11 protein-coding genes and 2 tRNA genes are annotated in these 12,604 nt (G+C 40.6%); 12 read left to right on the forward strand and 1 reads right to left on the reverse strand.

The features are described from left to right. Positions 1-23: 23 nt before the first annotated feature. The 10 genes from WKI23_RS07835 (at position 24) to pcp (ending at position 8,335) form a co-directional block, all read left to right on the forward strand. Positions 24-95, forward strand: a tRNA-Gln gene (locus WKI23_RS07835). A gap of 9 nt (positions 96-104) precedes the next feature. Next, positions 105-188: transfer RNA gene (locus WKI23_RS07840), tRNA-Leu, on the forward strand. Positions 189-295: 107 nt separating this feature from the next. Beyond that, positions 296-1,573 carry a gamma-glutamylcysteine synthetase gene (locus WKI23_RS07845; RefSeq protein WP_368079523.1) on the forward strand — a complete coding sequence of 426 codons (1,278 nt, stop codon included), beginning with the start codon at positions 296-298 and terminating at the stop codon, positions 1,571-1,573. A 75-nt stretch (positions 1,574-1,648) separates the two neighbouring features. Continuing rightward, the gene (gene thrC, locus WKI23_RS07850; protein ID WP_368079524.1) at positions 1,649-3,133 is read left to right on the forward strand and encodes a threonine synthase; all 1,485 of its coding nucleotides are present in this window, start codon (positions 1,649-1,651) and stop codon (positions 3,131-3,133) included. Positions 3,134-3,193: 60 nt separating this feature from the next. Further along, positions 3,194-4,474 (forward strand): MATE family efflux transporter, encoded by a 1,281-nt coding sequence (locus tag WKI23_RS07855; RefSeq protein WP_368079525.1) that lies wholly within the window; start codon positions 3,194-3,196, stop codon positions 4,472-4,474. Positions 4,475-4,477: 3 nt separating this feature from the next. Next, positions 4,478-5,101 carry an HAD family hydrolase gene (locus tag WKI23_RS07860; RefSeq protein WP_368079526.1) on the forward strand — a complete coding sequence of 208 codons (624 nt, stop codon included), beginning with the start codon at positions 4,478-4,480 and terminating at the stop codon, positions 5,099-5,101. Positions 5,102-5,263: 162 nt separating this feature from the next. Further along, a complete protein-coding gene (locus WKI23_RS07865; RefSeq protein ID WP_368079527.1) occupies positions 5,264-6,466 on the forward strand; it encodes a LysM peptidoglycan-binding domain-containing protein in 1,203 nt (400 codons plus the stop codon). Positions 6,467-6,673: 207 nt separating this feature from the next. Further along, complete coding sequence (locus WKI23_RS07870) at positions 6,674-7,099, forward strand: MarR family winged helix-turn-helix transcriptional regulator (RefSeq protein WP_368079528.1); 426 nt, start codon at positions 6,674-6,676, stop codon at positions 7,097-7,099. A gap of 10 nt (positions 7,100-7,109) precedes the next feature. After that, positions 7,110-7,472 (forward strand): DUF1304 domain-containing protein, encoded by a 363-nt coding sequence (locus tag WKI23_RS07875; RefSeq protein ID WP_368079529.1) that lies wholly within the window; start codon positions 7,110-7,112, stop codon positions 7,470-7,472. Positions 7,473-7,690: 218 nt separating this feature from the next. Then, positions 7,691-8,335, forward strand: coding sequence for a pyroglutamyl-peptidase I (pcp, locus tag WKI23_RS07880; RefSeq protein ID WP_368079530.1), 645 nt, complete (start codon positions 7,691-7,693; stop codon positions 8,333-8,335). 113 nt (positions 8,336-8,448) lie between these two features. On the opposite strand, the gene WKI23_RS07890 is transcribed toward pcp, so the two are convergent. Next, complete coding sequence (locus WKI23_RS07890; RefSeq protein ID WP_368079531.1) at positions 8,449-9,327, reverse strand: DUF975 family protein; 879 nt, start codon at positions 9,325-9,327, stop codon at positions 8,449-8,451. A 116-nt stretch (positions 9,328-9,443) separates the two neighbouring features. Between WKI23_RS07890 and tgt the strand changes: the two genes are divergently transcribed. After that, complete coding sequence (gene tgt / locus WKI23_RS07895; RefSeq protein WP_368079532.1) at positions 9,444-10,586, forward strand: tRNA guanosine(34) transglycosylase Tgt; 1,143 nt, start codon at positions 9,444-9,446, stop codon at positions 10,584-10,586. A gap of 100 nt (positions 10,587-10,686) precedes the next feature. Beyond that, entirely contained in the window at positions 10,687-12,504 is a 1,818-nt protein-coding gene (locus WKI23_RS07900; RefSeq protein ID WP_368079533.1) for an acyltransferase family protein, read from the forward strand. Positions 12,505-12,604 lie beyond the last annotated feature (100 nt).

Here is a 12,604-nt window from a genome sequence, read left to right on the forward strand (position 1 = left end):
ATCACTCGCCTATTTTATATTATTGGGGTATAGCCAAGCGGTAAGGCAAGGGACTTTGACTCCCTCATGCGTTGGTTCGAATCCAGCTACCCCAGTTACTATTTGCCGGCGTGGCGGAATTGGCAGACGCGCTGGACTCAAAATCCAGTGTCCGAAAGGACGTGCCGGTTCGACCCCGGCCGCCGGTATAGTAAAGAGCTAAGGAACGTAGTTAATCTTCGTTCCTTTTTTATATTATTTTTGCTATAATAATAGTTATTCAAATTTTATTTAGATTATGAAAGTGTAGGGAAGTATGTCTCGTTCTATCGATTTATTAAAACATCGGTATTTGAAAAATATTAAAGAAAACCCTGAATTGTTTGTTGGGATTGAGCTGGAATATCCTGTGGTAAACTTGGAAGGGAATGCTACAGATGTTGAAATTATAAAGGATCTATTTCATTATTTAGTTTCCGATCTGGATTTCATTGTAGAAAAGGTAGATGATTTTGGCAATCCCATCCAGTTAGTAGATCCGGTAAGTCAGGATGCTATTTTATTTGAAGTTTCTTATACAACGATTGAGTTTGCATTTGGTAAGGCTAAAACGATACAAGAAGTTGAAGAACGTTTTAGTATTTATATGGAAGCAATCCAGAAGAAGTTAGCTGAATCCAATCATGCTATTGTTGGCTGTGGAATTCATCCCAACTGGGATAAAAATGAGAATAGTCCAGTGGTTTATCCACGTTATCAGATGTTGATGGATTATTTGAATTTGAGTAGGAATGTGATTGAATCAGACTTACATCATTTCCCTGAATATGGTGCTTTTATCTGTGGGAGCCAGGTTCAGCTGGATATTTCAAAATACAACTACTTACGTGTGATTAATGCTTTTACTCAAATTGAAGCGGCTAAGGCGTATTTATTTGCAAATTCTGAGTTTTCGGGTGCGGATTGGGATACGAAAATTTCAAGGGATATTTTTTGGGAAGAATCCATGCATGGTATCTATCCAGAGAATGTTGGGGTCAATGCTAGACTTTTTAAAGATGAGGATGATTTTTTTGACTATCTAGATCATTCTGCGATTTTTACTGCGGAACGTGATGGACAAACCTATTATTTTTATCCGATTCAGACTAGGGACTATTTGGCTACATCTGAAATCCAAGCATATGCTCTTAATGGGGATGAGATTCTTATTTACCCTCAAGAGAAGGATTTTGAAACTCATCGTAGTTATCAGTACCAAGACTTAACGACTCGAGGAACGGTTGAGTTTCGTAGTGTGTGTACACAGCCACTTGATAGGACTTTTGCTTCTGCAGCCTTTCATTTGGGATTATTAGTTAATTTAGAGAAACTTGAATCTTACTTAGAAATCGCACCTTTCTTTAAGGCATTTGGGAGAAATTATAAGTCTTTAAGACGACAATTTTCTAAGAAAAAGCTAACAGATGAGGAGAAAACTGCGATTATAGAGTTTTCAAAAGACTTACTCCTGTTATCTGAGGAAGGACTGGAGATGAGAAATAAGCAAGAAATGATTTATTTAGAGCCTTTGAAAGAAGAATTGGGACTATAATTTCTCTTATAAAGGGAGAATTTTCTGAAAAATCATGATATAATGGTAGAGACTATAGATAAAGGATAGAGAGTAATGACATTAGTTTATCAATCAACGCGTGATGCCAACAATACAGTAACTGCCAGCCAAGCCATTTTGCAAGGTTTGGCGACGGACGGTGGTTTGTTTACACCGCTTACTTATCCAAAGGTAGATTTGGATTTTGACAAATTGAAAGATGCTTCTTATCAGGAAGTTGCTAAGTTAGTTTTGTCAGCCTTTTTAGATGACTTTACAGCTGAGGAGTTGGACTACTGTATCAACAATGCCTACGATAGTAAATTTGATACTCCAGCTATTGCGCCTTTGGTGAAATTAGACGGCCAATACAACTTGGAACTGTTCCATGGTTCAACAATTGCCTTTAAGGATATGGCCTTGTCTATTTTGCCATACTTTATGACAACAGCTGCTAAGAAGCATGGTTTGGAGAACAAGATTGTCATCTTAACAGCGACATCTGGTGATACTGGGAAAGCTGCTATGGCAGGGTTTGCGGATGTTCCTGGCACTGAGATTATCGTCTTTTATCCGAAGGATGGTGTCAGCAAGGTACAAGAGTTGCAAATGACCACTCAAACTGGCGACAATACTCATGTTATTGCTATTGATGGTAACTTTGACGATGCGCAAACAAATGTGAAACATATGTTTAACGATGTGGCTCTTCGTGAGAAGTTGGCAGCTAACAAGTTGCAATTTTCATCAGCTAACTCTATGAACATTGGTCGTTTGGTACCACAAATTGTTTATTATGTTTATGCTTACGCTCAGTTGGTTAAGACAGGTGAAATTGTAGCTGGTGAAAAGGTTAACTTCACAGTGCCAACTGGAAACTTTGGAAATATCTTGGCTGCCTTTTATGCTAAGCAAATTGGTCTGCCAGTTGGTAAATTGATCTGTGCTTCAAATGACAACAATGTTTTGACAGACTTTTTCAAGACACGTGTTTACGACAAGAAACGTGAGTTTAAGGTAACAACTAGTCCATCTATGGATATTTTGGTATCTTCAAACTTGGAGCGTTTGATTTTCCATCTTTTGGGTAATGATGCGGTTAAGACAGCTGAACTCATGAATGCTTTGAATAGCCAAGGTCAATATGAGTTGATTAATTTTGATGCAGAGATTCTGGACCTCTTTGCAGCTGAATATGCGACTGAGGAAGAAACAGCAGCAGAAATCAAGCGTATTTATGAGTCAGATTCTTATATCGAGGATCCACATACGGCGGTTGCCTCGGCAGTTTATAAGAAATACCAAGCGGCTACTGGCGATGCGACTAAGACAGTGATTGCATCAACAGCGAGTCCATACAAGTTCCCAGTGGTTGCAGTAGAAGCTGTAACTGGGGAAGTTGGCTTAACTGACTTTGAAGCCTTGGCTCAATTACATGACATTTCAGGAGTGGCTATGCCACCTGCAGTTGATGGGCTTGAAACAGCTCCTGTTCGTCACAAGACAACAGTGGCAGCTGCTGATATGCAAGCAGCGGTTGAGGCTTATCTAGGATTTTAAGACAGGGGGAGTAAACTCGGTTGGGAAACCAACTGAGTTTCTTTTCATCAGGAGGAAGGATTGTTTAAGAAAAATAAAGACATTCTTAATATTGCCTTGCCAGCTATGGGCGAAAACTTTTTGCAGATGCTCATGGGAATGGTGGACAGTTATTTGGTTGCTCATTTAGGATTGATAGCTATTTCAGGTGTATCAGTCGCTGGTAATATCATCACCATTTATCAGGCGATTTTCATTGCTCTTGGGGCAGCTATTTCTAGTGTTATTTCAAAAAGTTTGGGGCAGAAGGATAAGTCTAAGCTAGCCTATCATGTGACTGAGGCTTTGAAGATTACCTTACTATTAAGTTTTCTTTTGGGAGCTTTGTCCATCTTCGCTGGGAAAGAGATGATAGGACTTTTGGGGACGGAGAGAGATGTAGCTGAGAGTGGTGGACTCTACCTATCCTTGGTAGGCGGATCGATTGTTCTTTTGGGCTTGATGACCAGTATGGGTTCCTTGATTCGTGCAACGCATAATCCACGTTTGCCCCTCTATGTTAGTTTTTTATCCAATGCCTTGAATATTCTCTTTTCCAGTCTAGCTATTTTTGTTCTTGATATGGGAATAGCTGGTGTTGCTTGGGGAACTATTCTGTCTCGTTTGATCGGTCTTATGATTTTGTGGTCACAATTAAAATTTCCTTATATGAAACCGACTTTTGGTTTAGATAAGGAACTATTGACCTTAGCTTTGCCAGCAGCTGGAGAGCGGCTCATGATGCGGGCTGGAGATGTCGTGATCATTGCCTTGGTCGTTTCTTTTGGAACGGAGGCAGTGGCTGGGAATGCAGTCGGAGAAGTCTTGACCCAGTTTAACTATATGCCTGTCTTTGGTGTGGCTACAGCAACAGTCATGCTGGTAGCTCGAGCGGTTGGAGAAGATGATTGGAAAAGAGTCGCTAGTTTGAGCAAGCAAACCTTTTGGCTCTCTCTGGTTCTCATGTTACCCTTGACCTTCAGTATCTATGCTTTGGGTATACCACTAACTCATCTCTATACAACTGATTCTCTAGCGGTGGAGGCTAGTGTTCTAGTGACACTTTTTTCACTACTTGGTACTCCTATGACGATAGGAACAGTCATCTATACAGCAGTCTGGCAGGGTTTGGGCAATGCTCGGCTTCCCTTTTATGCGACAAGTATAGGAATGTGGTTTATCCGCATTGGAACAGGATATCTGATGGGGATTGTGCTTGGTTGGGGCTTGCCTGGTATTTGGGCTGGAACCCTTTTGGATAATGGTTTTCGCTGGTTATTTCTACGCTACCGTTACCAGCGTTATATGAGCTTGAAAGGATAGGAAATGCAAAAAACAACTTTTATTTGGGATTTAGACGGGACTTTATTGGACTCTTACGAAGCGATTTTATCAGGGATTGAGGAGACTTTTGGTCAGTTTTCTATTCCTTATGATCAGGAGAAAGTGAGAGAGTTTATCCTCAAGTATTCGGTGCAAGATTTGCTTGTGCGGGTGGCGGAAGAGAGAAATCTGGATGTCGATGTGCTAAATCAGGTGCGCGCCCAAAGTCTGTCTGAAAAGAATGCCCAGGTAATTTTGATGCCAGGTACGCGTGAGGTGTTGGCTTGGGCAGACCAAGTAGGGATTCGGAACTTTGTTTACACTCATAAGGGAGACAATGCTTTTACCATTCTCAGAAATTTGGGGTTGGAATCCTATTTTACAGAGATTTTAACCAGTCAGAGCGGCTTTGCGCGGAAGCCAAGTCCAGAAGCGGCTATCTATCTGATAGACAAGTATCAGCTGAATCCTGAGAACACCTATTATATAGGGGACCGGACTCTGGATGTGGAATTTGCCCAGAATAGTGGGATTCAAAGCATTAATTTTTTGGAGTCATCTTATGAAGGCAATCATAGGATTCAAGCGTTAGTAGATATTTCCTGTATTTTTGAGGCTGAGCGATAAAAAGATTGTGTCAGTTTTGTGACAGAGACCTAACAAACTATTTCAAGTAACCGAGTTTGTTACAAGGAATAGACAGTTTTGTTAAATAGGCCCGAGAGGGCTTTTTTTCTGCTCTTTTTGTGTTATGATAGACAGGTACTCATTTGAAAGGAATTTGAAAGAATGAAGAAAAGAATATTATTAGCCTCAACGGTAGCCTTGTCATTTGCCCCAGTATTGGCAACTCAAGCAGAAGAAGTTCTTTGGACTGCACGTAGTGTTGAGCAAATCCAAAATGATTTGACTAAAACGGATCACAAAACAAGTTATACAGTACAGTATGGTGACACCTTGAGCACAATTGCAGAAGCCTTGGGTGTAGATGTCACAATTCTTGCGAGTTTGAATAAAATCACTAATATGGACTTGATTTTCCCAGAAACTGTTTTGACAACGACTGTCAATGAAGCTGAAGAAGTAACAGAAGTTGAAATCCAAACACCTCAAGCGGCTTCTAGTGAAGAAGTGACAACTGCTACAGCAGATTTGACAACCAATCAAGTGACCGTAGATGATCAAACTGTTCAAATTGCAGATCTTTCTCAACCAATTTCAGAAGCTCCAAAAGCGGTAGAAGCTCCAAGTACAAAAGAAGTAGCATCAAATTCAGAAGTTGCAGAGACAGTGACTGCTGCAGAAGAAGTAGCACCATCTACAGAGACTTTTACCCCAGAGGAGCAAACAACCGAAACAAGTAGTGCAGTTGCAGAAGCAGCTCCTCAGGCAACGACTCCAGCTGAGAAGCAGGAAATACAAGAAAGCCCTCAAACCGAGTCAGCAGAGGAAGCAACTACAACACCAGTAGAAGAAAAAGCAACCGAAACAACTGCAACAAGTTCAGAAGCAAAAGAAGTAGCATCATCAAATGGAACTACACCAACAGTTTCTACTTATCAACCAGAAGAGACGAAAATAATTTCAACAACTTACACAGCTCCAGCTGCGCCCGATTATGCTGGACTTGCAGTAGCGAAATCTGAAAATGCAGGTCTTCAACCACAAACAGCTGCCTTTAAAGAAGAAATTGCCAACTTGTTTGGCATCACATCCTTTAGTGGTTATCGTCCAGGAGACAGTGGAGATCACGGAAAAGGTTTGGCTATCGATTTTATGGTCCCAGAAAGCTCAGAACTAGGGGATAAGATTGCAGAATACGCTATTCAAAATATGGCTAGCCGTGGTATTAGTTATATCATCTGGAAACAACGTTTCTATGCTCCATTCGATAGCAAATATGGGCCAGCTAATACTTGGAACCCAATGCCAGACCGCGGTAGTGTGACAGAAAATCACTATGACCACGTTCACGTTTCAATGAATGGATAAAACCGATTTAGTAATATCGTTTTTGACGAATGAGATCTAGCTTTCGTGATAGGAAGCGATTCTCGTTCGTTTTTTTCTTTGTCAATTTGAATGGAAAATGGAAAGTTACCATCTTGTAATGAGTTAAGCAACATTCTTGCAATCTATTTTACTTTATATTATACTTGATAAGTCAACTATTGATAAATCAAGAAAAAGAGGAAAGAAATGATAGAGATTCAAGATTTGCTTTATCAACTCCGCTTGTCTGAGCAAGCGAGCACGCAATTGTTTGAAAAAAGGCTTGGGATTAGTTTGACACGGTATCAGATTTTATTATTTTTGTTGAAGCATTCCCCTTGTAATCAAATAGCGGTTCAGGATCGTTTGAAGATTGATCAGGCTGCTTTGACACGACATTTCAAGATTTTAGAAAAGGAAGGTTTGGTGGAGCGTCATCGCAATCCTGAAAATCAGCGAGAAGTCTTGGTAGAGGCTACGAAGTATGCCAAGGACCAGTTAGTGGTGAATCCTCCTCTGAAGCATATCAAGGTTAAGGAAGAGATGGAAAGTATCTTAACAGAGTCTGAAAGAACAGAACTCAGTCGTTTATTAAACAAATTAGTTTTGGGTATTGAAAATATAGAAATTTAAGGAGAAATAGATGTCAATTATTACAATCATTTTAGCAACGATTGTTGCTTTGGAGCATTTTTACATTTTTTATTTGGAAAGTATTGCAACGCAATCAGAAGCGACTAGTCGTGTCTTTAACATGGACAAGGAAGAACTGGCTCGTCCGTCAGTAAGTTCATTGTTTAAAAATCAAGGGATTTATAATGCTCTGTTAGGAGTCTTTATCTTGTATGGGATTTATTTCTCGCAGAATTTAGAAATTGTGACTATTTTTGTCTTATTTGTGATTGGGGCTGCGGCTTATGGCTCTCTTACAGCAGATAAGAAAATTATTTTGAAGCAAGGTGGACCAGCTATTTTGGCCTTGATTAGTATTTTACTCTTTAAATAAACTCATACTCTTCGAAAATCAAATTCAAACCATGTCAGCGTCGCCTTGCCGTACTCAAGTACAGCCTGTGGCTAGCTTCCTAGTTTGCTCTTTGATTTTCATTGAGTATCAAAGAGCAATCCTAGCCTCGCTAGTCCTTTTCACTCCAGAATAAGGGAAATATGTTATACTTGTTTTTAAGAAAAAAGTCTCATTGAATTTGTTTTGAGGAGTTAGAAATGAAAGTATTAGTGACAGGTTTTGAGCCCTTTGGAGGGGAAAAGGTCAATCCAGCTTTGGAGGCCATTAAAGGTTTACCAGCTGAAATCCATGGTGCTGAGGTCAGCTGGCTAGAAGTGCCAACAGTCTTTCACAAATCGGCTCAAGTATTGGAAGAAGAGATGAGTCGTTATCAACCTGATTTTGTCCTTTGTATCGGCCAAGCAGGTGGAAGATCTAGTTTGACACCTGAACGAGTGGCCATAAATCAAGACGATGCACGCATTCCTGATAATGATGGTAATCAACCGATTGACCTTCCTATTCGTCCAGATGGTGCTCCGGCCTACTTTAGTAGTTTGCCGATTAAAGCGATGGTTCAAGCTATAAAAAAAGAGGGATTGCCGGCCTCTGTTTCCAATACGGCAGGGACTTTTGTCTGCAATCATTTGATGTATCAGGCCCTCTATTTGGTAGAAAAGAAATTTCCACATGTTAAGGCAGGTTTTATGCATATTCCTTATATGATGGAACAGGTGGTGAATCGACCGACTACCCCAGCTATGAGTTTAGTGGATATTAGGCGAGGGATAGAAGCGGCAATCGGCGCCATTATCGAACATGGAGATCAGGATCTCAAGTTGGTAGGTGGAGAAACTCATTGATAGAAAAAAGCTTGAGGGGTCACCTTCAAGCTTTTGGACGTTTTCGAGCCAATACTGCTCGGTAAAAAATCATTTTATTGATTTGAATGTAGGGTAGGAGTGAGAAACTAGCCCTACCAGGGGTAGTTTAGTTGGTATTTTTTACTAAGTGCTGCTCTAAGTACTGCTCTATAAAAGCTGATTTTAGTACATTGGATATAAGGTAGGAGTAAAAAACTAGCAATGCCAAAGGTAATCCAATTGAGGAAGTACCAAGGAAGAAGCTGTAAATCTAGGACAAAGTGCTGGAACTTGTAGCCCTTCATAAAGGAACGGCTAGTTTTTAGGATTCGTCTTGGTGAGGCCTGTCCTAGGTCTAGACTATAACAGAGAAGAAATTCCACCTGTGAATAGGCATAATACTGTGGAATATAGAGGATATTTCCTACAATGATCAAGATGAGACTTGCAAGAAAGTAGAGTCCAAAGACCATGAGGAAATGCTCGGTTTCAACTGATGAGAGATCTAGATTTGGAAACTCAGGATGTAGGGTGACGAATTTTTTGGCTAAAAAGCTACTATAAAAGAGGAAGTAAATCCCAAGTAAATTAGGGATACTCCATAAAAAGAGATAGAAACGTTTGAGAAGTAGGGTCAAAAAGGTTTGAGAAAAGCGCTCCTCATCAAAGAGAGCTAGGCTGTTTTTTACAGATGGCTCCGTTTTAGAATCTTTCATGAGTGTCAGTGTTGCATAGACGGAACTGGTCAAAAGAATAGTTCCGATAAAGGAGACTAGTAGAGGAAAGAGGTAGGCTTGAAGTATTTGACCAAGTATGCTGAAAAATGGCTGTTCTAAAACAGTCCCGTGAATCCGAGATAAGGGATTAAGAAAACCAGATAAGATGACCAGCATACTGGGAAGGATATAGAGGAGAAAGAGACGGGGGGTGTCAGCCTGAAAATGTTTTGACTCCTGACGAATTGTTTTTAAATCAATTTTTGGATAGTTCATTCTCTTATTATACCATAGTTCGTGACAGTTCCGGCTTTTTTTGATAAAATCATACAGTATGCCCTTGGGCACAAAGTATGAACTGGGACTGTCTTTCCCAGCTTCGGAGGTAAAAAATGTCAGATTCACCAATTAAATATCGTTTGATTAAGAAAGAAAAACACACGGGAGCTCGTCTGGGAGAAATCATCACCCCCCACGGTACCTTCCCGACACCTATGTTTATGCCAGTTGGGACTCAAGCCACTGTCAAAACTCAGTCGCCTGAAGAATTGAAGGAGATGGGGTCGGGAATTATCCTGTCAAACACTTATCATCTCTGGCTTCGCCCTGGAGATGAACTCATTGCTCGCGCAGGTGGTCTCCACAAGTTCATGAATTGGGATCAGCCTATTTTGACAGATAGTGGTGGTTTTCAGGTTTATTCCTTAGCAGATAGCCGTAATATCACAGAAGAAGGAGTAACCTTTAAAAACCATCTCAATGGTTCTAAGATGTTCCTATCACCAGAAAAAGCCATCTCTATTCAGAATAATTTGGGCTCAGACATCATGATGTCCTTTGACGAATGTCCCCAGTTTTATCAACCATACGACTACGTTAAGAAATCAATCGAGCGTACCAGTCGTTGGGCTGAGCGTGGTTTGAAGGCTCACCGTCGTCCACATGACCAAGGTTTGTTTGGGATTGTGCAGGGGGCAGGATTTGAAGACCTTCGTCGCCAATCGGCTTATGACCTTGTCAGCATGGATTTCCCAGGCTACTCTATTGGTGGTTTGGCAGTGGGAGAAACCCACGAAGAGATGAATGCGGTCTTGGACTTCACAACTCAGTTGTTGCCAGAAAACAAACCTCGCTATTTGATGGGTGTGGGAGCGCCAGATAGCTTGATTGATGGGGTGATTCGTGGAGTGGATATGTTTGACTGTGTCTTGCCGACTCGTATCGCTCGTAATGGGACTTGTATGACTAGTCAGGGACGTTTGGTTGTAAAAAATGCTCAGTTTGCTGAGGACTTTACGCCACTGGATCCTGAGTGTGATTGCTACACATGTAAGAACTATACACGCGCTTATCTTCGTCACCTGCTCAAGGCTGATGAAACCTTTGGTATCCGCTTGACGAGTTATCACAATCTTTACTTCTTGCTTAACCTGATGAAGCAAGTGCGACAAGCCATCATGGATGACAATCTCTTGGAATTCCGTGAGTATTTTGTGGAAAAATATGGCTACAATAAGTCAGGCCGTAATTTCTAAAATGGAATGGATATAAGCTAAAAATCCTAAGTTTTCTCTTAGGATTTTTCTTCTTTTTTTGATAGAATAAAGTGTATAATGAAAGGGAGAATAAACTCGTATGCGCATTAAATGGTTTTCCTTGATTAGGATTACAGGTTTACTATTGGTACTCTTGTATCATTTCTTTCAGACCATCTTTCCTGGAGGATTTTTCGGGGTAGATGTCTTTTTCACATTTTCAGGTTTCCTGATTACAGCTCTACTCATCGAAGAATTTTCTAAAAATCATGAAATTGATTTGATAGGATTTTTTAGGAGACGTTTTTATCGGATTGTGCCACCTGTGGTTTTGATGGTCTTGGTGACCATGCCCTTTACCTTCCTAGTTCGGCAGGATTATGTAGCTGGAATTGGTGGCCAGATTGCGGGTGTCCTAGGCTTTATGACCAACTTCTATGAACTGCTAACAGGTGGGAGTTATGAATCTCAGTTCATTCCTCATTTGTTTGTTCATAATTGGAGTTTGGCTGTTGAAGTTCACTACTATATTCTCTGGGGATTGGCAGTTTGGTTTTTATCCAAACAGGCTAAATCAAATGGTCAGTTGAGAGGAATGGTTTTTCTTTTATCGGTTGCTGCCTTCTTGATCAGCTTCTTCTCCATGTTTATTGGTAGTTTTCTAGTAACCTCTTATTCCTCTGTTTACTTCTCCAGTTTAACTCATGTCTATCCATTCTTTTTGGGAAGTATCTTAGCAACGATTGTAGGTGTTCGTCAGACTACTTCCCTCGTCAAGCAGTTGGATAGAATCTGGGATTTACGCAAGACCTTGATGGTTTTTGTAGGAGGCTTTGGTTTCCTAGTTCTTTTGACCTTCTTTGTCAAATTTACCTATCTTTTTGCCTATCTTATCGGCTTTTTACTTGCCAGTCTTGCAGCCCTTGCCATGATTCTGGCGGCGCGTGTTTTACATGAAAAGACTCCTAACGTACAGGAGCCAAAGATGATCAGTTTTTTAGCGGATACTAGCTATGCGGTTTATCTTTTCCATTGGCCTTTCTACATTATTTTCTCACAGTTGACATCAAATCTTCTTGCTGTCTTACTGACTTTGATTTGTTCTTATGGATTTGCCAGTCTTTCATTTTATGTATTGGAACCTTGGATTGCAGGCAAGAACACACCTACTTTACAAACTCTTCGTCCCCTGCCTTATATTCATGCAATTCTTGCGACAAGTACAGGAATCTTGGCCTTCATTGTCCTCTTAGTGACTTTGTTGGCACCACAAGTGGGAGCGTTTGAGACAGACTTAACTGTCAATGGTTTGAAGCAAGCTGCTAGTAATATTGCCCAAACAAAAGTGATGGCAGAACGAGCAGAAGCTGATAGTTTGGGGATTGCTGATGGTACTATGTTAATTGGTGATTCAGTGGCTTTAAGGGCAAATACAGCCCTGCAGACAGCTCTTCCTGGAGCACAAATTAACGCGCAGGTCAGCAGAACAACCAAGACTGCCAATGAAATCATGCTAAATAATAGCCAGAATAAATTTTTACCTAAGATGGTGGTCATTGCGACTGGGGTAAATAATCCTGAAAATTACAAGGAAGACTGGGATAGTATCGTAAAAAATCTTCCTAAGGGCCACCATATGGTTTTGGTGACTCCTTATGAGGGGGATAAGACAAAAGAGACCTATGCAATCGTTGAGAAGGAGGCTGCCTATATGAGAGAATTGGCAGAGAAGACTCCTTACATCACGATAGCAGATTGGAATCAAGCTGCTAAGGAACATCCAGAAATCTGGGCAGGTACAGACCAGGTCCATTTCGGAAGTGACACTAGCACTATTGAAGCAGGAGCTAAATTGTATGCAGATACCATTGCTACAGCCTTGCAAACAGCTCAAGACAAGCCAGTCAAATCAAAATAACTTATATTAAAAAGAGAAGAGTTGGAGAAATCCAGCTCTTTTAAAATATCTCTAGAAAATAGGTCTATACCATTTACAAATGAATCAGAAAGGTTTATAA

Origin of the sequence: Streptococcus pseudopneumoniae (assembly GCF_038148955.1) — a bacterium.
Lineage (GTDB): Bacteria > Bacillota > Bacilli > Lactobacillales > Streptococcaceae > Streptococcus > Streptococcus pseudopneumoniae_T.

Bases quoted from the DNA above. Each gene is read 5' to 3' on its own strand.
- WKI23_RS07900 (WP_368079533.1), top strand. From the start codon at position 10,687: ATGCGCATTAAATGGTTTTCCTTGATTAGGATTACAGGTTTACTATTG.
- WKI23_RS07875 (WP_368079529.1), top strand. From the start codon at position 7,110: ATGTCAATTATTACAATCATTTTAGCAACGATTGTTGCTTTGGAGCAT.
- WKI23_RS07865 (WP_368079527.1), top strand. From the start codon at position 5,264: ATGAAGAAAAGAATATTATTAGCCTCAACGGTAGCCTTGTCATTTGCC.
- WKI23_RS07860 (WP_368079526.1), top strand. From the start codon at position 4,478: ATGCAAAAAACAACTTTTATTTGGGATTTAGACGGGACTTTATTGGAC.
- WKI23_RS07845 (WP_368079523.1), top strand. From the start codon at position 296: ATGTCTCGTTCTATCGATTTATTAAAACATCGGTATTTGAAAAATATT.
- WKI23_RS07890 (WP_368079531.1), bottom strand. From the start codon at position 9,327: ATGAACTATCCAAAAATTGATTTAAAAACAATTCGTCAGGAGTCAAAA.
- pcp (WP_368079530.1), top strand. From the start codon at position 7,691: ATGAAAGTATTAGTGACAGGTTTTGAGCCCTTTGGAGGGGAAAAGGTC.
- WKI23_RS07870 (WP_368079528.1), top strand. From the start codon at position 6,674: ATGATAGAGATTCAAGATTTGCTTTATCAACTCCGCTTGTCTGAGCAA.
- tgt (WP_368079532.1), top strand. From the start codon at position 9,444: ATGTCAGATTCACCAATTAAATATCGTTTGATTAAGAAAGAAAAACAC.
- thrC (WP_368079524.1), top strand. From the start codon at position 1,649: ATGACATTAGTTTATCAATCAACGCGTGATGCCAACAATACAGTAACT.